At 65.0% G+C, this 24,433-nt stretch carries 17 protein-coding genes; 9 read left to right on the plus strand and 8 right to left on the minus strand.

The window, feature by feature from the left end; all coding sequences use genetic code 11:
- On the minus strand, window positions 1-468 hold the full coding sequence (locus KF712_11195) for a hypothetical protein (protein ID MBX3741549.1): 468 nt from the start codon (window positions 466-468) through the stop codon (window positions 1-3).
- Complete coding sequence (locus KF712_11200; GenBank protein MBX3741550.1) at window positions 465-2,810, minus strand: DUF4040 domain-containing protein; 2,346 nt, start codon at window positions 2,808-2,810, stop codon at window positions 465-467. The genes KF712_11195 and KF712_11200 overlap by 4 nt, the downstream gene beginning before the upstream one ends.
- Window positions 2,811-3,088: 278 nt before the next feature.
- On the opposite strand from KF712_11200, the gene KF712_11205 reads away from it, so the two are divergent.
- Window positions 3,089-4,003 (plus strand): universal stress protein, encoded by a 915-nt coding sequence (locus KF712_11205; GenBank protein ID MBX3741551.1) that lies wholly within the window; start codon window positions 3,089-3,091, stop codon window positions 4,001-4,003.
- Between the two features lie 478 nt (window positions 4,004-4,481).
- Window positions 4,482-6,107 (plus strand): exo-alpha-sialidase, encoded by a 1,626-nt coding sequence (locus KF712_11210; protein MBX3741552.1) that lies wholly within the window; start codon window positions 4,482-4,484, stop codon window positions 6,105-6,107.
- Window positions 6,108-6,123: 16 nt separating this feature from the next.
- Here the strand turns inward: KF712_11210 and KF712_11215 are convergent, their stop codons facing one another.
- Entirely contained in the window at window positions 6,124-6,879 is a 756-nt protein-coding gene (locus tag KF712_11215; protein ID MBX3741553.1) for a response regulator transcription factor, read from the minus strand.
- Window positions 6,876-7,973: a histidine kinase gene (locus KF712_11220; protein ID MBX3741554.1), complete on the minus strand. Its 1,098-nt coding sequence runs from the start codon at window positions 7,971-7,973 to the stop codon at window positions 6,876-6,878. Before KF712_11220 ends, KF712_11215 begins: the two co-directional genes overlap by 4 nt.
- A 626-nt stretch (window positions 7,974-8,599) precedes the next feature.
- On the opposite strand from KF712_11220, the gene KF712_11225 reads away from it, so the two are divergent.
- The 5 genes from KF712_11225 (at window position 8,600) to KF712_11245 (ending at window position 16,577) form a co-directional block, all read left to right on the plus strand.
- Window positions 8,600-10,564, plus strand: coding sequence for a discoidin domain-containing protein (locus tag KF712_11225; GenBank protein MBX3741555.1), 1,965 nt, complete (start codon window positions 8,600-8,602; stop codon window positions 10,562-10,564).
- The gene (locus KF712_11230; GenBank protein ID MBX3741556.1) at window positions 10,564-11,199 is read left to right on the plus strand and encodes a response regulator transcription factor; all 636 of its coding nucleotides are present in this window, start codon (window positions 10,564-10,566) and stop codon (window positions 11,197-11,199) included. Before KF712_11225 ends, KF712_11230 begins: the two co-directional genes overlap by 1 nt.
- Before the next feature lie 500 nt (window positions 11,200-11,699).
- Complete coding sequence (locus tag KF712_11235) at window positions 11,700-14,207, plus strand: PSD1 domain-containing protein (GenBank protein ID MBX3741557.1); 2,508 nt, start codon at window positions 11,700-11,702, stop codon at window positions 14,205-14,207.
- An 18-nt stretch (window positions 14,208-14,225) separates the two neighbouring features.
- Window positions 14,226-15,668 (plus strand): DUF1501 domain-containing protein, encoded by a 1,443-nt coding sequence (locus KF712_11240; protein ID MBX3741558.1) that lies wholly within the window; start codon window positions 14,226-14,228, stop codon window positions 15,666-15,668.
- A gap of 276 nt (window positions 15,669-15,944) precedes the next feature.
- A complete protein-coding gene (locus KF712_11245) occupies window positions 15,945-16,577 on the plus strand; it encodes a hypothetical protein (protein ID MBX3741559.1) in 633 nt (210 codons plus the stop codon).
- On the opposite strand, the gene KF712_11250 is transcribed toward KF712_11245, so the two are convergent.
- The 4 genes from KF712_11250 to KF712_11265 all read right to left on the minus strand — a co-directional run bounded on the left by KF712_11250 (window position 16,578) and on the right by KF712_11265 (window position 21,191).
- Window positions 16,578-17,207, minus strand: a complete 630-nt coding sequence (locus KF712_11250) for a LysE family translocator (protein ID MBX3741560.1) — start codon at window positions 17,205-17,207, stop codon at window positions 16,578-16,580.
- 2 nt (window positions 17,208-17,209) lie between these two features.
- Window positions 17,210-18,133: an alpha/beta hydrolase gene (locus KF712_11255; GenBank protein ID MBX3741561.1), complete on the minus strand. Its 924-nt coding sequence runs from the start codon at window positions 18,131-18,133 to the stop codon at window positions 17,210-17,212.
- Window positions 18,134-18,315: 182 nt separating this feature from the next.
- On the minus strand, window positions 18,316-19,650 hold the full coding sequence (locus KF712_11260) for a hypothetical protein (GenBank protein MBX3741562.1): 1,335 nt from the start codon (window positions 19,648-19,650) through the stop codon (window positions 18,316-18,318).
- Window positions 19,647-21,191 carry a hypothetical protein gene (locus KF712_11265; GenBank protein ID MBX3741563.1) on the minus strand — a complete coding sequence of 515 codons (1,545 nt, stop codon included), beginning with the start codon at window positions 21,189-21,191 and terminating at the stop codon, window positions 19,647-19,649. Before KF712_11265 ends, KF712_11260 begins: the two co-directional genes overlap by 4 nt.
- A 202-nt stretch (window positions 21,192-21,393) precedes the next feature.
- Between KF712_11265 and KF712_11270 the strand changes: the two genes are divergently transcribed.
- Window positions 21,394-22,623, plus strand: coding sequence for a putative DNA modification/repair radical SAM protein (locus KF712_11270; protein MBX3741564.1), 1,230 nt, complete (start codon window positions 21,394-21,396; stop codon window positions 22,621-22,623).
- Window positions 22,620-24,065 (plus strand): UdgX family uracil-DNA binding protein, encoded by a 1,446-nt coding sequence (locus KF712_11275; GenBank protein ID MBX3741565.1) that lies wholly within the window; start codon window positions 22,620-22,622, stop codon window positions 24,063-24,065. Before KF712_11270 ends, KF712_11275 begins: the two co-directional genes overlap by 4 nt.
- The last annotated feature ends 368 nt before the right edge of the window (window positions 24,066-24,433 follow it).

Raw genomic sequence — 24,433 nt, forward strand, 5'->3', positions numbered from 1 at the left:
TCAGCGGGGTTGGTCGTTTTTCCGTCCGCCCGGCGGCGGCTGGTTCTGGGAAAGGAGCACCGAGAGGATCTTCGCGCCCACACCGGTGACGGCGAGGAACACGCCGATATCGAAGAGAAGCGGAGTCCCCACTTTCAGGATGCCCAGAACGGGCAACCAGATTTCGCCCAGCCAGAGCGCCTTGAAGAACGGCTGCCCGAGGAAGACCGGCGCGGATGCGGCGGCAACCGCACAGATGATGCCGATGCCAACGAGCGCCACCGGCTCGAACCGCGGCTGCCTCCCGCGGTTGGCCATCTGCCGGAGGACCAGCGCACTGGCCAGCACCAGCCCGCCGATGAAGCCTCCGCCGGGCAGGTTGTGCCCGCGGAGCAGCAGGAACACGGCGAACACATACTGGATGGGGACCACCAGCATCGCCGCCGTGGGGAGCAGGCTGTCATCGGAGTGTTTGTGAGGTTCGTTCATCGTCCGGTGCCGGAGGTTTCATCCCCGGAGTTGAATAGTTCGGAATGGGCGGGGCGTCCCCTCCGCCTTCTTCCCGCCAGCAGGGCGGTGACACCCAGGCAGGCCAGCGCCAGCACGGTGATCTCACCCAGCGTGTCGAGCGCGCGGAAATCGACGAGGATGACATTGACCACATTCAGACCGAAGCCCTCCGTGGCGGAGCGTTCGACCAGCCCGGGGGAAATGGAATCATGCACGCGGACGTGGACGGCTTTCCAGACGACCAGCGTCATCGCCACCCCGGCTCCGCAGGCGACCAGCAGGTCCCAGCCGCGCTCGCGCTTGTCCGTGATGATCCGGATCTGCGGCAGCTTCAGGATGATGAACGAGAAAAGGACCACCGTCAGCGTCTCCACAAGAAGCTGGGTCAGCGCCAGATCCGGAGCGCCGTAGGCGACGAAAAGAAGGGCGACGGAGTAGCCCACTCCGCCCAGGCACAGGATGGCGCGCAGCCGGCTCTGCGCGCGTGCGGCGGCGATGGCGGACGCGCTCATGAGGAGCAGTACCGTGAGGCCGAACGGTTCCACCGGCACCGTGGAGGCGAGGGAGAAGCGCCCTTTCGAAAGCACGACCGCATGCAGGATGAGCACCGCGGCGGCAATGAGCGTCACCCGCACATAAATGCGCAACTGCCCGTGCTGGATCCAGCCGGTCAGCCAGGAGGCGAGCCGCAGCAGCCCCTCCATGCCGGAATGATAGATCGCCGTGGGTGTGAGGCAGGCCAGGGAGCGCGGAAGCTCCCGCCCGCGGTCGATCTTCATCCGGAACCGGTCGAGCAGGAAACCGAGGAACAGCGTGAGAATCCCCAGGCCCAGCGCGGGGGTCAGGCCGTGCCACAGCGACAGCGGTGCTCCCGCCCCCCCACCGGTCAGCGGCGTGACGGCAGGTGCGACGAGGCGCGTCTCGAGGTATGAGGGCACCAAGGCGAGCAGGATCCCCAGCGCGGCGAGAACCAGCGGCGGGATGATGAGGCCCGCATCGGGAAGATGCAGCGGACGTTCGTTCGCCGGACCGAAGAACGGCCGCACACCGGAGGCGATGGCCACCGCCATGCCCAGCGCACCGGCGATGACACCCGCGATGACGATGCTCCAGGCAGTGCCCGTGGCGGCGAGTCCCGCCTCCAGCAGCAGTTCCTTGCTCATGAATCCCAGCGTCGGTGGAAAGCCGGACATGGAGACGGTGGCGCAGATCCCCGCCACGGCGAGCACGGGCAGCGACCGGCCGAGGCCGTTCAGCCCGCGGATGTCGCGCGTGCCGGTGGTGTGGTCGATGGTGCCGGCGACCAGGAACAACGCCGCCTTGTAGAGTCCATGCGCGAGGATGAGGACGAACGCGGCTTTGAGGGCGGCAGGACTGCCCAGCCCCAGCAGCATGGTCATGGCCCCCAGCATGCTCACGGTGGAGTAGGCCAGCAGGCGCTTCAAGTCCGTCTGGAGGATCGCCATGGACGCGCCGGCCAGCATGGTCACCGCACCGGCGGGAGTGATGGTCCATTGCCAGAGCGGCAGGCCGGAGAACGCGGGCCACAGCTTCACCAGCAGGATGATGCCCGCCTTCACCATGGTGGCGGAGTGCAGGTAGGCGCTGACGGGCGTGGGCGCGGACATGGCCCCGGGCAGCCAGAAATGGAACGGCACCTGGGCGGACTTCGTGAACGCCCCGGCCAGGATCAGGAGGAAGGCCACGGGAAAAAGCACGCTCTGCGCCGCCGTGTCCGCCACGGATGGGAGCTGCGACAGCCTGGTCACGCCGGAGATCTGCGACAGCACGACCAGCCCCACCAGCAGGGCGAGGCCGCCGCCTCCCGTCACCAGCAGGGCTTTCAGCGCCGCCTTCCGCGCGCCCGCGTCACCGTGCTTGAAGCCGATGAGGAGGAAGGACGTGATGCTTGTCAGCTCCCAGAACACGAACATCACCACCATGTCATCGGCCAGGATCACCCCCAGCATCGACGCCATGAACAGCAGGATGATCACGAAAAAGCGCGATACCCGCGGGTCTTTCGCCAGATAGCATCCTCCGTAGATCAGGATCGCCCCTCCGATGAAAGACACCAGCAACAGGAACAGCGTCTCCGGGCCCGCCACCCTCAGGGCGAAGTCGATGCCCAGCGCGGGCAACCATGGCACGGACCATGATCCGGCGGCACCAGCGGCTGGATCGACCAGCAGCCATGCCGCGATGGAGAACGGGACCAGCGAAAGGATCAGCCCGCACAGACGCGCTCCCAACATCCTGACGATGGCAGGGGCCACGAGGGCACCAACCAGCGGAAGTGCGATGATGAGCGGAAGGGGCATGTTCTCCGAAGAGGGCTGGGATGGCGGAATATCATGATGCGCCGGAGAAACGGCACAATCCAATGTTTGGCCGGATATCCTCCTGTCAAGGAACCGGCGGCACTTTTGTTAGATCAGCCGTGGAGCGCACGGGATATTGAATCAAATGATTGATCTAACATCGGGATATGTCCCTCGATTCCTTGACGGAGCGGGCATCCATGCTTTCTGTGACAAGAACCCCTGTTGCCTCCGCGGACATTCCGCGGGGCAATGCCAACCCCATACTCCCGGAAGCCATGCAAACACTCCCTGAATCCACCACCGCCGTCTCATTTCCCCTGCCGAAAAACATCCTGCTGGCAACGGATCTGAGTTGCCGATGTGACAGGGCGCTGGACCGGTCCATCGCATGCGCGAAGTCATGGGGTGCGCATCTGACGGCCCTGACCGTGGTGGACAAGGCGGCGATCGACGGCCTCCAGGTGAACGGATCCCACGCGGAAGATCCCGCCGTGCGGGCGGCGAAACGCCTGCGCAAGGACACCCGCTCCACCGACAGGACACCCGCGGTCATCGTCCGCACCGGGGAGGTGGTGGATGAGCTGCTGGATGTGAGCACCGGCGGAGGGATGGACCTGATCGTGACCGGTGTGGCCCGGAACCAATGGCTGCGGACGATCACCTTGGGCGGCGTTGTCGATGGCATCCTGAGGAATTCCACCGTCCCCACACTGGTCGTGAGGAACCGGGTTTCCGGGGACTACCGCAGGGTGGCGGTGGCCGGCGACTTCTCACCGAAGACGGAACGCCTGATGGCTGCCGCGCTGGGTCTGTTCCCGGATGCGGAGATCACGTTCTTCCATGTGTTCAACGTGCCGTTCCTGGGCCTCTCCGACGGCAACCGGGAGGCGGTGTGCGAGCAGGCCCGCCGCGACGCCACACGGGATGCGAAGGAGTTCCTCGCCTCCATCGGGATGAACCGTGGTGGCGCGCCTTTCATCCGCATCGAATGCGAGATGGGACCCGCGGTCACCGCGCTCAGCGAACACGCCAGGCGCCACGACATCGACCTCGTCATCATCGGCAACCGCGGTCACGGCGTGGTGGCGGAGATGCTGATGGGCAGCCTTTCGAAGGAAATCCTGCAGAATATCGAGAGCGACGTCCTGGTGATCCCGGTGGCCGATGGCGGGACAGGCGCGGACGCATAGCCCGGCGGCCCGGATTCCCATGAATCCGACGCTTCGCTCCATGAACTGACACCGGACCTACGCATCCGCGTAATGCCGATATGTCCGTTTTTGTGACATTGTCTTTTTGTCAGCGCGACGGACGCCCCCCGACCGGAAACGCCAACAACATCCCCCCGAAAAACAAGCGCTCCCCCCGACGCGACAACCGGCAGAGAAGTCCCCCCGCTACTCTGCCGGTTTGCTTTTCGGCAGGCAATGGCAGGGCGGATACCGGGACCGCGGGATTCATCCCGCTTGGCTTCGCGACCAAGCGGAAGTCGTGAGGCTTCCGGCTGGGGGAAATCGGTGGAAAACCGGAGTCGGTCCGTGCGGTGCCGTCCACCCTGCCGAAGCTCTCACGAGCTTCGCTACGCATGGATGGTTCGTCCACGGAAGCGCATGCCCACACCGCATGGTTGAAAGGCAGTGCCCGGGGCTGTTGGTATATCCCCCATCCATGCACCGCATCATCGGCGTATTCTCCGTTCTCCTCGCCGGACTCCATCTATCGCACGCGCAGGACCAGCCACCCCGGGCGGGCAGCCTGCTGCCGTCAAAGGCCACCAATGATTCCGGTCCCGTGCCCGGTGTGGTCATCAGCAAGTCACCCGACTTTGCGACCACCTACCCCAGTTCCCCTTCCGTCGCCATCCTTCCGGACGGCACCTATGTGGCCTCCCACAACTGGGCCGGAAACACGGACCTCAACCGCACGACGATCATTTTCACTTCCCCGGACAAGGGCAGGACCTGGAGCGAGATCGCGCGCTTTCCGTTCGTCTGGGCGAATCTCTTCGTCCACGACGGGAACCTTTACCTGCTGGGCATCCTCAAACCCGCCCACGGCAGCAAGGAAAGCTGGTCCCACTACGCGATCCGCAGGTCCACCGATGGCGGCAGGACATGGACCCATCCCACGGACGCGAAAAGCGGACTGCTCCGCACGGATGCCCGCTACCACACCGCCCCATGCGCCCACGTCATCCACAACGGCCGCATCTGGCGCGCGGTGGAAACCATCATGCCGAAGGAGCAGGTCCGCGCCATGGGCATCAGGAACACCCGCTGGGGCCACTTCTTCCGCGCACACATGACCTCCGCCCCGGTTGATTCCGATCTGCTCGATGCCGCCAACTGGACCGTCTCCGAACCGTTCGACTACGATTTCGGCCAGTGGACCGGCAATGGCTTCCTGGAAGGGAACGCCGCCGTCACCCCGGATGGCCGGGTCGCCAACATCCTGCGCTGCGCCTCCGAAGGCCGCGACAAGGCCATCATCCTCGACTGCTCCGACGATGGGAAAAAACTCATCTCCCGTGGCAAGGCTTCACAGATCGGCTTTCCGGGAGGGGCCGTGAAATTCACCATCCGCCATGATGGGAAGTCCGGCCTGTATTGGTCCCTGGCCACCCGGCAGCAGGACCCCATGGCGGGGCGGAACCACCTCGTCCTCACCGCCTCCAGGGATCTCATCCATTGGGAACAACGCACCGTCCTGCTGCGCCACCGCGACTGGAAATACCACGCCTTCCAGTATGTGGACTGGGTCATCGACGGGGATGACATCATCTATGTCAGCCGCACGGCGTGGGACCACGCCCACAGCGCCCATGACGCGAACCACATGACCTTCCACCGCGCACCGGGCTTCCGCAGCCTCTCGTCCGCGGATGACAGTCCATGGCTCGGCCAGGACATCATGCGCCGCCACGAGACGGAGGACTTCATCATCGACGGCACCTTCACCGGCGTCGGCACACTCACCGATGGCGCCCCGGCTTTCTCGAACCGCGGCTATACCTGGAACAACCTCCCCGCCGGATACGATGGGTGGAAATACCTGCTCACCCCCGGCGGCGAGCTGGACTCCATCCGCATCACCCCGAAGAAAGACGCCACCCTCCACATGATCAGCCAGCTCACCGCGGACATCAGCGGCTGGAAGCGCACGGAGGATGCAGTGAACTACTCCGACTCCAGTAATGCGAAGGCGGGTATCTTCACCCGCAGGATCACGGAGGGCCAGCGTCTGGACATCCACCAGCCCGGCTTCACCGGCGGCATCCTCATCTGGAAGGAATAACATCCATGCCGTGGACTCACCCCATGTTCCTGACGTGCTTCTTCAGGCGGGCCGTCGCCACCCGGCCGATGACCAGGATGCCCTGCATGCCCTCCAGGGAAATCTCCGTCTCATCCCGGGAGACCAGCTTCATCTTCCGCAGCAGCCGTGGCTGGATGATGAGGGAGCGGTCCGCGCGCAGAAAGCCGGAGGAAGGCAGCCGCCTTTCCCACTCCGAGATGCTGCGGAGGATGATCATCGGTGGCTGCCCGGCCACGCTAACGCGGGAGTAGGCGCCCAGCGCCTGGATGGCGACGATGCCGGAGATCTCCACCATCGATTTGATCCTGCGGTCGCTCAGGGTGACCCTGGACTCCATGGTCCAGGTTTCCTCCGCGGCGTCTTCGGCGGACTCATCCTGCCTGGTGGAGGAAAGCAACCGCTGCACGCTCATCGCCAGGCGTTCCGTGTGGATGGGCTTGAGCAGGTAGTCCAGGGCGCTCACCTCGAAGGCACGCAGCGCGAAATTTTCATACGCCGTGACGAACACCACGTCCGGCGTGTGGGGGGCCTCCGGCAGCAGGGGCAGCAGGTCGAACCCATTGCGCGGCGGCATCTCCACATCCAGGAAGACGACGTCCGGACGATGCTCCGCGATCAGCGGCACGGCCGCCTCCACGCTGTCCGCCTCCCCCACCACGGTGACTCCGGGGTGGGCCTTCAGGAGATCACGCAGGCGCTTCCGCGCGAGGCGCTCATCATCCACGATCACGGCCCTGCGGGGAGTGGTCATGACGCGGCCCTCCCCTCATTCATGGACTCCAGCGGGATCACGACCTCCACCTTCACCCATCCGTCATCCGTCGCCGCATGGGTCAGGCGCGCCTCCCTGCCGAACAGCAGTTCCAGCCTCCGCCGGAGATTGGAAAGGCCGATGCCGTGGGAGTGCTCCGAATCCTCATCCACCCACCGTCCGGTGTTCGCCACCACCACCTTCAGCACCCCATATGCGGGCAGGATGTCCGCGGAGATGACCAGCCGCAGCGGAGTGGGGCTGGTCTTCCTGCCATACTTCATGGCGTTCTCCAGCAGGGGTTGGACGGTGGCCACGGGAACCCGGTGAAACCCCGCCTCCTGTGACACCCGTATTTCATAGACGAGCTTCTCCTCAAAGCGGGCCTTCTCCACCCGCAGGTAGTGTTCCAGCGCCTCGATCTCCTCCCCCAGCAACTGGCAATCCCCCGCCGGACGCAGTGAGAACCGCAGGAAGCCGGCCAGCTCCTGGGTGATGCGCTCCACTGCCTCCGGGTCATCCTTTTCCGCGAGGATGGAGTTGAGCGCGTTGAACAGGAAATGCGGGTTCACCTGGGAACGGAGCTGCTTCAGCTCGCTGGTCCGCGCGGAGGCCTCGCTCTGCGCCGCGCGCAGCTTCACCTCCGCGGTCTCCAGCCACAGCTTGATGCCGAAATACAGCAGGCTCCAGATCATCAGCACGCTGGTCCGGAGAAGGATGCCCGTGATGAGCAGGAACGAGTGGATCTCCTCCGGCACGCCACTGCCGGTGAGGACCCTGGAAAGTTTCTGGGTGCTGATGGAGTCCAGCGTTCCCAGCGCCATGCAGATCAGCAGGACGGCAGCTCCCAGTCTCCACCACGACCAGTCACGCCAGCCCATCCGGCAATAGAGCCACCGCATGCCCAGCGTGACCAGGATGCCGGAGGCCACCCTCAGCACCATGATCACGGCCATGGTCTTCCCATCGAAGATCTGGACCAGTGGATAGAGGGACATCAGGCCGACCCCGAACCACCCGCTGATCTGGAGGAACCAGAACAGGCGCTTCCGTGCCGTGGTCTCCGGATGCCCTCCTCTTTCCAACGATTTCATCACACTCCGCACCATGGCCTGGATCTGGCACCACGGGAATCTTTCCTTTGTTCCGCGAGGGGACGCCGCACGAAAATTGCACGCCCCGGCCCCCGCGGGAAGCTCCAAGCAAACCTTCCCGGACCGATTCATGGAATATCCTGCCGGTTTCATCAAAGGCGGCGTGCATCACTCCCCGGTTTGCGTGATTTGGTAATTCCTGTGAACCGTATCACCCGCAACTCCGGCCCTCTGACGGAGATCCATGCCGAACACACGCGGCATGGGTGCGGTGGCTGCGGTCCGCGGCAACGAATTCCCCACAGCCGCAACGGCGCACCACGTCCGGGGACCCTCCCCGCTTCCGGACGAGGGCATCGCGTGGCCGGGAAAAAGCAACGGTGTGGGTGGATTGCATGTCACCGGGTGGATCTACGCCAGATCCCCCGGACCGATGAACACGGATGGCTTTCATAAAGTTCATCGGTGCCCATGGCTCCGGATCCGTCCGGGAGGCTGCTGCAACCACCCCCACCGTTCATCCCGGAGAAAAATGGGCGCGCCCATTCCCGGAGATCGCCTGATCCCACCGGATGGGCGTAAGCAATGGCCGGTGCCCGGAGTAATGACGGGACGCACCGCCGTCCATGTCCCGCGCGCTTCCATTCCTTTTCTGCCTCCTGTTGCTCCCGTCGCCTTCGCACGGGCAGGACGCCGGTTGGCTGTGCCTGTTCCATGGTGAACTCGGCCGGATCGAGAAACAGATCAGGAAAGACCGGGAGGAACTGACCGGACTGGGCGTGGGCGTCATGAGCCAGACCACGGAGGAGCTGGGCTACCAGCACCGCCAACTGCCGGAGCCACCACCCGTACCGCCGTGGCTGCAGGTGGACCTCGGCTCGCCGCAGGAGATCGACTGGATCGTGCTGGTCCCCGCGCTGGTGGACTGGCAGCAGGGGGAGTCGAAGCCGTATGCCTTTCCCCGGAGGTTCCGCATCGACGTATCGGACGATCCGGCCTTCGCCCGTTTCACGCCGGTGGCCCTGTTCACGGACACGGACTACCCTTCCCACGGCCTCGCCCCGGCGGTCTTCCGCGCCGGGGGCATGCGCGCGCGCTACATCCGCCTGACCATCACGAAGCTGGCGGAGGAGACCGCCACCCATTCCTTTGCCCTCAGTGAAATCATGGTCATCCGGGGCGTCCGCAACATCGCGCTGCGTGGAACGGTCACGGCGTCGAACACGGTCAATCTCCCACCCCGCCTGCACGTGCGGAATCTCAACGACGGGCGGTCGCCGCTCGGCCCGCCGATCCTGAGGGACTTCCTGCCCTATGACGGTCTGTTCACCGGAGTTCCGGGAACCATCACCGTGGATCTTGCGCGGGAAAGGGAGATCGGTGAAATCCGCCTGCACCCGGTCCACGCGCGGCTGGGCGCGGACGTGCCGGGCTTTTCCTTTCCCACCCACTTCGTGGTGGAGATGGACGACGGACCGGACTTCACGTCGCCCACCATCCTGATGGACACCTCCGCCGAGGCCTACCCGAACCCTGGCAACAACCCGGTGGTCATCCCGCTGCCTGAGCACACGCGCGGGCGTTGCGTGCGCATCCGCATGCTGGCCTCCCCCACCGGACGGTGCGGGCTTTCCGAGATCGAAATTTTCTCCGGCGGGGAAAATGTCGCGCTGGGTGCCACCGTGACCTCCAGCCCGGACACCGTCACCCGCCCGGAGGAGCGCCCCGCCTCCCTCATCACGGACGGCTACACCAGCTACGGTCGCCTGCTTCCCCTGCCGGACTGGCTGGAACGCTGGGAAAGGCGGAACCAGTTGCAGGCGGAGATCCTTTCCCTAACCCGTGCGCATGCCACGCTGCTGAAATCCGCGCAGCGCAGGGCATGGGCGGCGGCGGGCCTGCTGGCCCTCATCCTCCCCGGCGGCGGCCTTGCCTGGGCCATCTCGGAGCGGCGCAGGCGGGTGAGATCCCTCCACCTGCTCCGCAACCGCATCGCCCAGGACCTGCATGATGAGATCGGCAGCAACATCGCGGGCATCGCCATCATCAGTGAAACCGCACCGGGCCAGGACGGGGAGCGGCAGAAGGAAGACTGGCAGGAAATCAACCGCATCGCCCGCGAAACCAGCGACTCCATGCGGGAGGTCCTCTGGCTGGTGGGTGCGCGCGCGGAGTCCGGACCCGACTTCATCTCCCTGCTGCGGCGCACTGCGGGACGCCTCCTTTCCGGCATGGAGGTGGAATGGACCGCCCTGCCGGACCATCTGCCGGATGCATGGCACGGGGAATCCCGGCGGCAGGTCTTCCTCATCTTCAAGGAAGCGCTCGCCAACATCTCCCGCCACTCCGGCGCGACCCGCACGACCCTTTCCCTGGAATGCGGCGCGGACTCCTTGCGGCTGGAGATCCATGACAACGGCCGCGGCTTCACCACCCAGCGTCCGTCCCGCGGGATGGGCATCAGCGGGATGAAGGAACGCGCGCGGAACCTGCACGGCCGGCTGACCCTCATCTCCGCCCCCGGGGACGGCACCCGCCTCATCCTTGTGGCACCCTTGCAATCTCCCGGAACCCCATCATTCTCGCACTGATGCCCTCCATCTGGATCATCGAAGACAACAAGGCCTTCCGCAGCGGACTGGAGCGCATGCTGGGGCAGCAGGAGGACTTCCACCCCGTGAGGAGTTTCGGGAGGTGTGAGGACGCCATCGCCCTGCTCCCCGATGGGTCGCCGGACGTCGTGCTGCTGGACATCGGCCTGCCGGGCATGGATGGCATCGAGGGGCTGTCCCACTTCAAGCGCCTCGCCCCGGAGGCGACGGCCCTCATCCTCACCGTGTTCGAGGATGATGACAAAATCTTCCGCGCCATCTGCGCCGGTGCGTCCGGCTACCTGCTGAAGTCGGAGGCGTCCGCACGCATCGTCTCCGCCATCCGCGAGGCGTTCGCAGGCGGCTCACCGATGAATGCCCGCATCGCCCGCCGCGTGCTGGAGATGTTCACACGCTTCGCCCCGCCCGCCGCCGACCATGACCTCAGCGAGCGGGAAAAGGCCGTGCTGGAGCTGATGGTCGATGGCTACGCGCGGAAACAGATCGCCGACCGGCTCTCCCTCAACCCGCACACCGCGGACTACGTGATGCGCTGCATTTACAAAAAACTCCACGTGAACTGCCTGGCCTCCGCCATTTCCGTGGCGATGAAGGATGGTATTGTGAAACGGTGAGTGATGTAGCGGAATGGTTGCGCCATTCCGGCGGGGAAGATCCACACCACGGAGCGGTTGGCAGGGACCGCATTCCATGCGGTCCGGCGGTGGATGGCGGCTGATGCCCTGCGATGACGGATACCGGTCGACCTTCCGGAGAATCGGGGAACGATGTTCGCAACGATGGAACCAAAGGGAGCGGGAACATCTTCCCAGCCGGACCGCATGGAATGCGGTCCCTGCCATCGAATCCGGAGATCCACCCGCAGGGGTAGCGGAATGGCTGCGCCATTCCGGCGGAGAAGATCCGCGGGATATCCTGCGGTTCCGCATGGGAACGACAGCCGGGTTACAGGATGGGATCGCGGGATCGCACGCATCCACCCTGCCGTGATGGCGCAGCCATCACGCTACGGGAGAACGGCGTTCGCCCCGGACTTACGAACTTCCGTAAATGACATCCTCCTCCGCGCTCCGTATAGAGAGGAGTGATGCAAGCGAAAAACCCAACGTGCGTCATGGCATCCGTCATCCTGCTTTGCGCGGGCATGGCGGGTGCCGCCCCCGCGCTGTCCTACAACCGGGACATCCGGCCCATCCTTTCCGAAAACTGCTTCTACTGCCACGGCCAGGACGGGAACAAGCGCAAGGCGGACCTGCAGCTCAACACGCTGGAAGGCCAGCGCGCGGACGGCATCATCGTTCCCGGAAAGCCGAAGGAGAGCCTGCTGCTCGACCACATCCTTTCCACCGATCCGGACGAGGTGATGCCGCCGCCGGACTCCAACCGCACCTTGAGCCAGGATCAGAAGGAGATGATCCGCCAGTGGATCGAGCAAGGTGCGAACTACGAATCCCACTGGTCGTTCGACGCCCCGGAGCGCCCGGTGCCGCCGGAGACGGGGAAAACCGCGCTGCCGGTGCGGAATCCCATCGACCGCTTCGTGGCGGCGAAGCTGGCGAGCCACGGGCTTTCCGCGTCGCCGGAAGCGGACAAGCCGACATTGTTGCGGCGCGTGACGCTGGACCTCACCGGGCTGCCGCCTTCCACGGAGGAGATTGACGCCTTCACCGCGGACACTTCCCCGGACGCCTATGAAAAGGTGGTGGACCGTCTTCTCGCTTCCCCGCACTACGGCGAACGCATGGCCCTGCCGTGGCTGGATGCCGCGCGCTACGCGGACAGCAACGGCTTCCAGCAGGACGGCGACACCCATCAGTGGATCTGGCGGGACTGGGTGGTGCGCGCGTTGAACGCGGACATGCCGTTCGACCAATTCTCCATCGAACAACTGGCGGGCGACCTGCTGCCGGACGCGACGCAGGACCAGAAGATCGCCACGGCCTTCAACCGGAACCACCTCATCAACGGCGAGGGCGGGGCCATCGCGGAGGAACAGCGCAACGTCATCCTGTTCGACCGCGTGGATGTCACCAGCACGACGTGGCTCGGGCTGACCGTCGCGTGCGCCCAGTGCCACGACCACAAGTATGACCCCATCACCCAGCGGGACTACTACAGCCTGATGGCCGCGTTCAACAACGTGCCGGAAACGGGTGGCGCGGGCAGTGGTCCGTCGCGCATCCGTTCCGCCGCACCGCTGCTGGAACTCAAAACCCCGGAGTATGAAGCGCAGCTCGCGGAGCTGAAGGAAAAGACCCGCACGCTGATGGTGGCGACGCCGGATTGGGAAAAGCGGCGCGACACGCTGCAACAGGAGTGGGAGGACCGCCTGATGGCGGAGAACGCTCCGGCGGAGAACACCTGGACCACCCTCATCAAGGCGGTGAAAGACGCGCCACCGGAAAAGCCGAACAACTATGCGAAGGGCCGTCTGGCCCGCGAGTTCGAGAACGCACGCCTGCCGAAGCTGCCCGGCAACGATGATCTGAAGGCCATCATTTCCGCAAAGGGCGCGGAGGACAAATTTTCCAGGGAGGAACTGCTGAAGGTGATGGTGATGGCGGAGACGAAGCCACGGGACACGCACATCCTCGACCGCGGCGACTACCTCAGCCCGCAGGAGAAGGTCGGCATCGGCACGCCCGCATTCCTCCCGCCCATGCCGGAGGATCTGCCGCGCAACCGGCTGGGCATCGCGCGCTGGCTGTTCCTGCCGGAGCATCCGCTGACCGCCCGCGTGCAGGTGAACCGGATGTGGCAGCTCTTTTTCGGCACCGGGCTGGTGAAGACGTCGGAGGATCTGGGCGTGCAGAGCGAGGTACCGGAGCATCAGGAACTGCTGGACTGGCTGGCCGTGGAGTTCCGCGAGAGCGGCTGGAAGATGAAGCACATGCACCGCCTCATCGTCACCAGCGGCACCTACCGCCAATCCAGCCGGGTGACGCCCGTGCATCTGGAAAAGGACCCGGACAACCGGCTGATGGCGCGCGCCTCCCGCTTCCGCCTGCCCTCCATGTTGCTGCGTGACCTGGCCCTGTCCGCAGGCGGCCTGCTGGACGGACGGCTGGAAGGAAAGCCGGTCTATCCCTACCAGCCGGAGGGCATCTGGGACACGCTGGCCATCACGAAGGAGCGCGACTTCAGCTACCCGCAGTCATCCGGCGCGGACCTCCACCGCCGCAGCCTCTACACGTTCTGGCGGCGCACCGTGGCCCCGGCCAACATGTTCGACTCCGCGTCCCGCCAGATCTGCTCCGTGAAGCCCAGCCTGACGAACACGCCGCTCCACGCGCTGACGACCCTGAACGATCCCACCTGGGTGGAGGCCGCACGTGGTCTGGCCACCCGCGCCATCCGCCACTCGCCGGATGCGGATGCCCGCCTCACCCACGTCATGCGGCTGGTCACCGCCCGCACGCCCCCGGCTTCCCAGACCGCCCTGCTGCGGCGGATGATGGAAAACCAGCGCACCCACTTCACCGCCGACCCTGCCTCCGCGAAGGCGTTCCTCGCCAACGGCGCGACCCCACCACCCGCTGACATCGACCCGGTGGAACTCGCCACCTGGTCCTCCACCGCCCTCGGCATCCTCAACCTCGATCCCGCGCTCACCCGCGAATAACCCGCCGCCACCAACACCATGGCCCCCTTCCTCGAAAACCAGCGCGTGGTCACCCGCAGGCAGTTCTTCGGCAAGTCCGCGAACGGCCTGGGGCTGGCCGCGCTTTCCTCGCTGTTCGGTGAATCCGCCTCCGCTTCGGCGGGTGCCGGTGTGGCCGGCTTTCCGAACCAGAAGCAAAAGGCGAAGCGTGTGATCTATCTATGGCAGGGCGGCGGGCCGTCGCATGTCGATCTCTTCGATCCGAAGCCGCTGTTGCAAAAAATGGCCATGCAGGACCTGCCGGAGAGCGTGCGCGGGAACACGCGGCTCTCCACCATGACGTCCGGCAACAAGGCGTGGCCCATCATCCCCGCGCTGCAGCCATTCCAGCGGCGTGGCGCGTGCGGCATGGAGATCAGCGACATGCTGCCCCACACCGCGTCCATCGCGGATGACATTTGCCTCATCCGCTCCATGCACACGGAGGCGGTGAACCACGCGCCGGGCGTGACTTATTTCCTCACCGGTTCCCAGATTCCCGGCCGCCCCAGCCTGGGCGCGTGGACGACCTACGGCCTCGGCTCGGAAACGTCCGACCTGCCCGCTTTCGTCGTGATGACGTCGTCCGACCGGCAGAAAAGCTGCGGCCAGCTTTTCTTCGACTACTATTGGGGTAGTGGATTCCTGCCCAGCCGCCACCAGGGCGTGCGCTTCCGCAGCAGCGGCGACCCCGTCCCCTACCTGACGAATCCCGGCGGGATGAGCCAGGTCGCCCGCCGTGCGATGCTGGATGACCTCCGCGACATCAATCAGGCGCACCTGGCGGAGTACGGCGATCCGGAGATCGACACGCGCATTTCCCAATACGAGATGGCCTACAAGATGCAGACCAGCGTCCCCGGACTGCAGGACCTCTCCACGGAGCCGAAGCACGTGCTGGACATGTACGGGCCGGATGTGCTGGAGAAGGGCAGCTTCGCCAACAACTGCCTGATGGCCCGCCGCCTCATCGAGCGCGGCGTGCGCTTCGTCCAGCTCATGCACGCGGGCTGGGACCAGCACAACAACCTGCACACCCAGCTCGCCATCCAGTGCAAGGACACCGATCAGGCATCCGCCGCGCTGGTGAAGGACCTCAAGCAGCGCGGGCTGCTGGAGGATACGCTCGTCATCTGGGGCGGGGAGTTCGGCCGCACCCCCTTCGGCCAAGGTGATCCGAAAAACCCGAAGGGCCGCGACCACTTCGGCAAGGGCTTTTCCCTTTGGATGGCCGGCGGCGGCGTCAAAGGCGGACACGTCCACGGGGAGACGGACGACTTCGCCTGGAACATCACCAAGGATCCCGTCCACGTCCACGACCACCAGGCGACCATCCTCCACCTGATGGGCATCGACCACACGAAGCTCACCTATCGCTACCAGGGCAGGCAATTCCGCCTGACCGATGTGCACGGCGAGGTGGTGAAGGGGATATTGGCCTGAGGACCCGACTGCTCCGAGTAAGGAAGGAGGACACTCCTGTCCTCCGGCTGCAATGGAGAACAAAGAAGAAGAAGTTTTCAGTGTTCAGTTTTCAGGAAAGAGAGGAAGGGGACCGCGGATCTTCAATAACCTCATTTTGATCCCCTTCTTTCTTCGCGATTTTTGCGTCTTGGCGGTAACCTTCATATGTTTCGCCAATGCCGCCGGAGGACAAGAGTGTCCTCCCTCCTTACTCCCCTTTGCACATCCCCCATCCCGCGTGTATCAACCCGGGAAATGAAACTGTTGCTGGTAGGATCGACCGGGCTGGTCGGACGTCATGTGCTGGATCTCGCGCTGGCGGATCCACGGGTGGATGAAGTCATCGCACCGGTGCGGAAGAATCTGCCCGCCCACCCGAAGCTGCATGCCCCGCTGACAGACTATGACCATCTGCCGGGTGACGCGGACTGGTGGCATGCGGACGCGGTCATCTGCACGCTTGGCACCACCCTGCGCGCGGCGGGTTCCCGGGAGGCGTTCCGCCGCGTGGACCATGACTACCCCATGGCCGTGGCACGGCTCGCCCGGAAACATGGCACGCTCGCCTACGTCCTCAACTCCGCCATGGGCGCGGATGCCCGCTCCCGCTTCTTCTACAACCGGGTGAAGGGCGAGCTGGAGGCGGACCTGCGGCAGGCGGGCTTCCGCTCCCTCACGCTCGTCCGTCCGGGGCTGATCGGAGGAAAGCGGGACGAATCCCGTGCCGGGGAAAAGTTCGCCGCAGTCATCCTCAACACACTCGGCCCGTTGTTGCCGCGCAGGTGGAGGATCAACCCTGCGGAAAAGATCGCCCGGGCCATGCTGGACGCCGCCATCCGCCAACCTCCCGGTGTCTCCATCATCTCCGCGGACACGCTGGCCGATTGATCACAGATGCTGGAACAACAGCCGCAGGCCCAGCCCGATGAACAGCACGCCCGCCACGCGGTTGAGCGCGACATTCCATCCTCCCTCCAGCTTTCCTCCGATGGCGGCGGCGAAGGCGACGATCACCAGCAGCCAAAGGCCGCCGATGGCGAAAAAGCAAAGGCCCAGGAAAAGGAAGACGGGAACCGTGTGGGACGCACCCGGGACGATGAACTGCGGAATGAACGCGAGGCAGAAAAGCGCCACCTTCGGGTTCAGCACGTTGGTGATGAAGCCCTGCCTCCACAGCACGGCGGCGCTGGTGATGCCACCCGCTTCCACCACCTCATCCTTCCCGCCACCCATCAGCATGCGGATGCCCAGGTAGATGAGGTAGGCTCCACCCATCCACTTCACCACGGTGAATGCGGAGGGGGACGCGGCCAGCAGCGCGGAAAGCCCGCCCGCCCCGGCCAACAGATGGACCAGTGCACCGGACAGGATGCCCGCCACGGAGATGACGCCCGCCTTCCGCCCTTGAGCGAGCGCGCGGCCCATGACGTAGAGCGTGTCCTGCCCCGGCGTCACCGCGAGCATGACTGCGGAGACGAGGAACACCGGAAACTCTCGGACACCCGGGATCTCCCACATGGTCAGGGTTTCTTCAGCGGAGTACCGGGATGGTTCGTGATGCCATAGGTAAATGGCACCGCCGGTTGCTTGCCCAGCAGGTGCAGGTCGAACCACTCCCGCATGCGAGCGTTGTCCTCCTTCATCTCCTGCCAGCCGCCATGGCCCACACCATTGCGGACCCACAGCTCGCACTTCGCGCCAGCTTCGGTGGAGCGGTCGAAAAAGCGCTTCCCCTGGAACAGCGGCACCAACTCGTCCGCATCCCCGTGGGCGATGAAAACCGGAGGCTGGTCCTGCCGCACCCACAGCGCGGGGGAAAGCTCGCGCCCCAGCACTTCCCGGCCCTCCGAGGTTTCCGCACGCGGGCCGAAGGCACCCGCATAATCCGCCAATCTTCCGGAGCCGGCCGCATTGTCACCCTCCCCGCGGTAGTTCAGGAAATCCGTCGGCGGGTGGAAGCAGGCCACCGCATTCACCGCGCTGCTCTGCCGCTCCACCGGATCATGCGCCTGTGGATCGCCCGGCCCACCGCGCGTCGCCAGCATCAGGCTGAGATGCCCTCCCGCACTGCCACCGGTCACGCCCAGCTTCTGCGGATCGACCCCATGCTTTTCGGCGTTCGCGCGGATGAACCGCACCGCCCGGTTGAGGTCCGCGACGATCTCATCGACATGGAAACGCGGCTGCGTTCCATGCACCACGACGAAGGTGGTGTAACCTGCGGCCGGCCAGCCACCATCGTTGATCTGGAGATGGTTCGATTTCCAGCCGCCGCTGATGATCTTGATGATGCCCGCGCCGTTCGGCTTCTCCGGCTTGTAGATGTCCATGGTCAGCGCCACCCCGTCATGCTTCGCGTAGATCACATCGCGGATGCGTTCCTGGCCGCTGGCGGCGGAAAAGAGGGACCACATCAGACCGGCGGCACACAGAAGGCTTTTCATCGCTGAGAGCAATCCAGAGCCGCGGACGGATGGCAATGATGAAGCGGGGGAAGCAGCGAAGCTCGTGAGAGCTTCGGCGGGGTGGACGTCTGTCAGGAAAACGGCTCCGGTCTCCAGCGGACCTCCCCCCAACCGGAAGTCTCACGACTTCCGCTACCCCACCGCTTCGGACCATCTCATCCTCACTTCCGCCCCGTGCGCTCGGTCCATTCCTTGCGCCAGTTGATGACGGTCCCCTTGATCTTCTGATCCTGGATTTGGTCGATCGCCCACTGGGAGCCATCCGGGTCTTTCTTCGCCCACAGCGCGTTCTGGGAATACTCCGCCAGCGCCCGCTCCCGCCGCCAGTCCCCCTCCGGGATGGAGAGTATCCAGTCACGGGCATCCACGTAGTTCTTGTCGATGTACCCGCTGACGGCACGGCGGAAAACATCCAGCGTCTCCGGACGATCCGGCAGCTTCAGCCCCCACTCCGCCAACGCGATGGGTTCGGCGGTTCTCGCATGCTTCGCCAGCGCCCCTTCCATGCCGGAGATCCGGGGGTCTTTGAACAGCTCCCAATTCCCGTTCTCGATCGCCAGGTCCAGCAGGGCCGTCGGCGGGTGGTTCAGATTGTAGGAAGTGAGCAGCGTGCTGGTCAGGTCATTCCTCGCGTCCGGCGGCAGCTTCTCCCATTCCGCCCGGATCGTGGCGAGGTCACTCTTCCGCAGCGAACCGATCAGTGCCTGGAGCGCGATGAGTTTTTCCCGCTCCGTGGCCGCCGCCGCCCACCGCGCGCCGAGTTCGGCGGGAGTCTCCGTCGGCGGAGCGCGGTCGAAGTAGTCGGCGGCCAGTTCCTTGGTCACAGCGTCCGCGGGCAAGCCCTCCAACATGCGGCGGACGGCGGCGGATACCTCAGTATTCCCGGGATGTTTCCTCATCACCTGGTTCAGCGCGGACTTCATCAACGGAGGAGCCAATTCGTTGAAATAGGAAACCACCAGCAGCGGATGCTCCTTCGAGACATCAGTCAGCCATTGCCAACGGAGCGTCGCCGCACCGGGACCCAGATTCCCGGACTGAATGATCCGCCAGGCCTCGATGGGGTTTTTCATGAACGCCGCGCTGAACGCAGGCACCAGATAGCCCACCCCGGAAGTTTCGATGCCTCCATCCCACGGACTCTCCAAGGCCGCTTTCATCGCTCCTTCCAGATCCACCAGCGACCAGTGCTCCAGCACGCGCTTCTGCAGCTCGGCACGCTCGCGCGGCGTGAGGTTCCGCCGGGCAATGGCATCCCATGCCTTGCGGTAGTCGGCGGACTTCAGGGCACCGACGGTCCTTTCCGCTTTTCGCGGAGCCGCACCTTCCCTCCGTTCGCGGGCAGGTTCCACCGATTCTCCGCGCCGTCCATCCGGAGCGGCGGCGGCGGCATCTTCCACCGTGGGTCCGGCAACGCCCCCCAGCAAGGCGGCGGCGCAGATGCCCGCGGCGGCGGACAGCAGGCAGGTGCCGGTTCTTTTCAGCGTGGCATTCATGGCGGAGTGGGGAGCATTCCGCGGATCTTCGGGTCACGGATGTTGGAGGAAAGTTCGGCGGTGAGGTGTGCCCGGTCCGGACCCAGCACGCTGACCAGCGCGTATGAGGCCATGTCCTTGTCCAGCCCCTCGGGCAGTTGTTTCACCCACGCCAGATAGTCCGCACCCAGGCGGACATGATTCTGCGCCCCTGCCATCATCCACACGTCCATCCGCTTCCGCCACAGTTCCGGGGAGGCATCCACCGGGACGGCACGGAGATAGTCGTGGAGGCTTTGCGGATTCGCCTCATCGAAAGAGAACGCCGCCGCCATCGCCTTGTCCCATTTCTCCTGGCCGGGCAGATGGTCGAGCAAGTGAAGCGCACGCGCACCGTCGTCCTTCACCAGCCCCCGGAATACATTTTCGCGGAGCGCGTCAGGCGACTCCGCCGCCATATGGGGAAGCTGCCTGGAGACCTCCGCCAGCACCTCGTCCGCGGACAGCACCCCGTTGCGGAAGGCATAGCGGTAGTCTTTTTCTTTCCGCAACGCGTCGGCCACATCACGGCCCGCGATCTCCGTGATGATTTCGTCGCGGCTCTTTCCGGGACGGTAGGCGGTCAGCACCTCCAGCCGTGCCTCCATGTCCACGGTCGGGTTCCGCCACATCAGTTCCGCATACATCGGCCCCTTGCGGACGGATTCCTTTTCCGCCTCATCCAGCTTCCCGGATGCGAGCAGGTTGCCGATCCACAGCGCTCCATCCGCACCATTGGCGGAGGCCAGGTTCCCCATCAAGATCATGCTCCCCTCCTCCCGGCAGAAGGCGATGAGTTCATCCGCCCGGCCCAGCGGCCAGGCATCCGCGGCCGTCCTCCGGAACGCCGTCCATGCCTGCGGGTCGAGGTGTTCCTTCATCCGCCGGATGCCGGCCAGATCTCCGGAGGCCGCCATCTGCCGGGACAACGACGGAGCCAGCTTCGCGCCGAAACCCGTGTTGTCGCCCTTCAGCCATCCACCCACTTCGTCCGGTCCCTTTTCCATGGCGACCGCCATCGCCGCGTCAAGCAGCTCGAACCCCATGGAGTCTCCAGCCGGCCTGGCAGACGCTTTGATGAACGCAGCCGGATCCGCCCTCAGCCAATGGATCAGGCGGACCGTCGCCTCACGCCTCAGATCCGCATCACCTGTTGCCTTTGAAAAACGCTCCATCGCTGCCATCGCCGCCGCCGCGGGATCATCCGCCACCGTGGTCTCCTCCGCCTGGGCCAGCAGTGTCCGGTAGCGCTCCCGGCTGTTCTCCGCCCAGCGTCCCCATCCTTTGAACGTGTTCCCCAACGGTGCCTCCGCAATCAAACGGTCCAACAGGCGTTCCGCCGGGGCATCCGGCTCCTCCCTCGTCCGCCGGGAACGCTCTCTCTCCCCGGCATCCCGGGCATGCCGCATGCCATCCAGACCTGCGGTGACTTTCTCCCCTCCCGCCTTCCACACCAGCCAGCCCCCCGCGAACGCCGCGAGATGGCCCGCCACGACAAGCAAGGTGGAAAGCCGCCTCTTCATTGGAACCAAGGTGGTATGAAAACCACCGGTCCTCCGCAATGGAAATCAGGGAGAGGTAGCGAAGCTCGTGAGAGCTTCGGCGGGGTGGACGTTTATCAGGGAAACAGCTCCGGTCCCCCACGGTATCCCCCCCATTTTCCCATCATCATGACAGGAAATCGGGGTGGATTTCTCCAAAAACCCGAATAGTGTTCATAAGAACATGAAACTGGAAACCAAGCTCGCCATCCTCGCCGATGCCGCGAAATACGACGCCTCCTGCGCGAGTTCCGGCGCGGTGCGGAAAAACTCGCTGGATGGAAAGGGCGTCGGCTCCACCGGCGGCGCGGGCATCTGCCACAGCTACGCGCCGGACGGGCGGTGCATCTCCCTGCTGAAGATCCTGCTGACCAACCGCTGCATCTATGATTGCCACTACTGTATCAACCGTAGATCCAGCAACGTGCGGCGCGCGGCATTCACGGTGGAGGAGGCGGTGAAGCTCACGCTCGACTTCTACAAGCGCAACTACATCGAGGGGCTGTTCCTCAGCTCCGGCATCATCCGGGACGCGGACCACACGATGGAGCAGGTGGTCGCCGTCGCCCGCACGCTGCGGGAGGTGCATGACTTCCGCGGCTACATCCACCTGAAGACCATCCCGGAGGCATCGCCGGGCCTGATCGAGGAAGCCGCGCGGCATGCGGACCGCATCAGCATCAACCTGGAGCTGCCACGGCAGGAGGCGCTGGACCAACTGGCACCGGAAAAGAACCTCGCCCGGACGAAGCAGGCGATGGGCCGCATCCGCCACAAGCTGGAGGAGGCCGTGGAGCGGAAGAAGGACGGGGACAAGAAGCTGCGCCACGCGACCGGACAAAGCACGCAAGTCATCGTCGGCGCGGATGCCTCCACGGACTCGGATTTCCTCTCCCGCTCGGACGAGCTTTACCGCTCCTACCGGCTGAAGAGGGTCTATTACTCCGCCTTCAGCCCCATCCCGGACTCCTCCGGCATCCTGCCGCTGAAGTCCCCGCCGCTGGTGCGGGAACACCGGCTCTACCAGGCGGACTGGCTCATGCGGCACTATGGATTCGGCACCGGCGAGATCGTCGATGCCGCGCGGCCGAACCTCGACCTGGACATCGACCCGAAGCTTTCGTGGGCGCTGCGGAACCGCCATGAGTTCCCGCTGGACGTCCACACCGCCAGCCGGGAGTCGTTGCTGCGGGTGCCCGGCCTGGGCGTGCGGAACGTGGACCGCATCCTGTCCATCCGCCGCTTTGCGAAGATCCGCCTGGCGGATCTCGCGCGGCTGCGGGTGTCGCTGGAAAAGGTCCGGCCGTTCGTGGTGCTGGCGGACCACCGTCCGTCATTGCTGGAGCTGGACTCCGACTCCCTCCGCTCCCGCTTCGCGCCGAAACCCGTGCAACTCGATCTCTTTTCCCGATGATGGTCAGCGTGACGGTCGATGGCGGCTTCAACGGATGGCGGGATCTTTCCAGATCCCTGCTGGAGAAAGGCGTGCCGCCGGAGGAGGTGATGTGGAACGCGGATTCCCTCTTCGGCGGTGTGCCGGACAACCTGGCGCCCGCCGCTCCCGTCCCGACGGCGAAGGTGCCAGCCGCTTTCCTGAAGCTCGCGTCGGAGGTTTCCTGCCACGCGGATGACGAACGGTGGGCGCTGCTTTACCGCCTGCTGTGGAGGATCGCCCTCGGCGGGGAAAAGCACCTGCTGGAGATCTCCAGTGATGCGGATGTGGTCCGCGCGGCGACCATGGCGAAGAACGTGCGGCGGGAAATCCACAAGATGCACGCCTTCGTCCGCTTCAAGCTGATCTCCACGGACGAGACGACCGGGCGCGAGCGCTACGCCGCGTGGTTCGAGCCGGAGCACCACGTGGTCCAGGCGGCCGCGCCGTTTTTCAGGGCACGCTTCGCCAACATGGACTGGAGCATCTTCACGCCGAAAGGCTGCATCCACTGGATCGGCGGGACCGTCACCCACTCCCCCGGCATCCCGGTGAATCCCATCGCGGACGCGGACGCGCTGGAGTCCGCGTGGAGCACCTACTACCGCAGCATCTTCAACCCCGCGCGGCTGAAGACGAAAATGATGCAGACGGAGATGCCAAAGCGCTACTGGAAGAACCTGCCGGAAGCCGCACAGATCCCCGGCCTCATCGCCGCCAGCCGGCCCCGGGTCGATCACATGCTGGAAAAGGAACCCAGCCGGGAAAAGCAGGCGCCCGCCCTGCCCTATCTGGCGAAGCTGCGCGACCTGGACGCCGCGCCACCGGTGGAAAGCGTCCCGGCGGTGACGGCCTCCCTGGAGGATCTGCGCCGCCTCGCCTCCCACTGCCGCGCCTGCCCGCTGTGGGCGGACGCGACCTGCACGGTGTTCGGGAACGGTCCGGCGGACGCGCGCCTCATGATCGTCGGCGAGCAACCGGGGGACAAGGAGGACATCGCCGGGCTGGCCTTCGTCGGTCCTGCCGGAAAGTTGCTCGACCGCGCCCTGGCGGAGGCGGGCCTCGACCGGCAGGCCGCCTATGTGACGAACGCGGTGAAGCATTTCAAATGGACCCCGCGCGGAAAGATCCGCCTCCACCAGAAACCGGACGCCACCGAGATCGACGCCTGCCGGCCATGGTTGCTGGGCGAGCTGGGCCACATCAAGCCGGAGGTGCTCCTTCTCTTGGGATCGACCGCCGCCCGAGCGGTTCTCGGGAAAGGTGTGGCGGTGGCGAAATTCCGCGGACTCCTCCCGTCCAAGGTGGCCCCGCGGGTGATCCTGACCGTCCATCCCTCCTACCTCCTGCGCATCCCCGACGTCCGGAAGCGGGAGAGCGAATATCGGAGGTTTGTGGAGGATCTGCGGCTGGCGCGGGGGTGAGGGGCCGGAGCATCGTTTGGGGGATCGCTTGGAGAAAAGCGGTTAGATTACCACTGATTCCACTGATTTACTGATTTGAAGAGAGTGCTCGGGCACATCCATTCGCAGCGGGTGCGCCTTCCAATTCTGAATCAGTAAATCAGTGAAATCAGTGGTTTCCAAATCTTCCAAAACCGGTGTCTGCGCTACACCACTTGGTCTTGGAAGGAAGTGGCCCCGGAGTATAAACATCCCCCGTCCGGATTGGCTTGAAGATGCCGTTCTGAAGACCGGCACTCCCAGCCGTCCAATCAAATGAAAATTGCGAACTGCACGCCCACCGTGCGGAGACAGCGGACACCACCGCTCCCAGCCCGGACGGAAACGTT

The organism is Akkermansiaceae bacterium, from assembly GCA_019634595.1.
Lineage (GTDB): Bacteria > Verrucomicrobiota > Verrucomicrobiia > Verrucomicrobiales > Akkermansiaceae > Luteolibacter.

Excerpts from the sequence above, each read along its gene's own strand:
- KF712_11210 (MBX3741552.1), top strand. The coding sequence starts at position 4,482 with ATGCACCGCATCATCGGCGTATTCTCCGTTCTCCTCGCCGGACTCCAT.
- KF712_11240 (MBX3741558.1), top strand. The coding sequence starts at position 14,226 with ATGGCCCCCTTCCTCGAAAACCAGCGCGTGGTCACCCGCAGGCAGTTC.
- KF712_11225 (MBX3741555.1), top strand. The coding sequence starts at position 8,600 with ATGTCCCGCGCGCTTCCATTCCTTTTCTGCCTCCTGTTGCTCCCGTCG.
- KF712_11270 (MBX3741564.1), top strand. The coding sequence starts at position 21,394 with ATGAAACTGGAAACCAAGCTCGCCATCCTCGCCGATGCCGCGAAATAC.
- KF712_11250 (MBX3741560.1), bottom strand. The coding sequence starts at position 17,207 with ATGTGGGAGATCCCGGGTGTCCGAGAGTTTCCGGTGTTCCTCGTCTCC.
- KF712_11195 (MBX3741549.1), bottom strand. The coding sequence starts at position 468 with ATGAACGAACCTCACAAACACTCCGATGACAGCCTGCTCCCCACGGCG.
- KF712_11220 (MBX3741554.1), bottom strand. The coding sequence starts at position 7,973 with ATGAAATCGTTGGAAAGAGGAGGGCATCCGGAGACCACGGCACGGAAG.
- KF712_11265 (MBX3741563.1), bottom strand. The coding sequence starts at position 21,191 with ATGAAGAGGCGGCTTTCCACCTTGCTTGTCGTGGCGGGCCATCTCGCG.
- KF712_11215 (MBX3741553.1), bottom strand. The coding sequence starts at position 6,879 with ATGACCACTCCCCGCAGGGCCGTGATCGTGGATGATGAGCGCCTCGCG.
- KF712_11200 (MBX3741550.1), bottom strand. The coding sequence starts at position 2,810 with ATGCCCCTTCCGCTCATCATCGCACTTCCGCTGGTTGGTGCCCTCGTG.
- KF712_11255 (MBX3741561.1), bottom strand. The coding sequence starts at position 18,133 with ATGAAAAGCCTTCTGTGTGCCGCCGGTCTGATGTGGTCCCTCTTTTCC.
- KF712_11205 (MBX3741551.1), top strand. The coding sequence starts at position 3,089 with ATGCAAACACTCCCTGAATCCACCACCGCCGTCTCATTTCCCCTGCCG.
- KF712_11245 (MBX3741559.1), top strand. The coding sequence starts at position 15,945 with ATGAAACTGTTGCTGGTAGGATCGACCGGGCTGGTCGGACGTCATGTG.
- KF712_11230 (MBX3741556.1), top strand. The coding sequence starts at position 10,564 with ATGCCCTCCATCTGGATCATCGAAGACAACAAGGCCTTCCGCAGCGGA.
- KF712_11260 (MBX3741562.1), bottom strand. The coding sequence starts at position 19,650 with ATGAATGCCACGCTGAAAAGAACCGGCACCTGCCTGCTGTCCGCCGCC.
- KF712_11235 (MBX3741557.1), top strand. The coding sequence starts at position 11,700 with ATGGCATCCGTCATCCTGCTTTGCGCGGGCATGGCGGGTGCCGCCCCC.
- KF712_11275 (MBX3741565.1), top strand. The coding sequence starts at position 22,620 with ATGATGGTCAGCGTGACGGTCGATGGCGGCTTCAACGGATGGCGGGAT.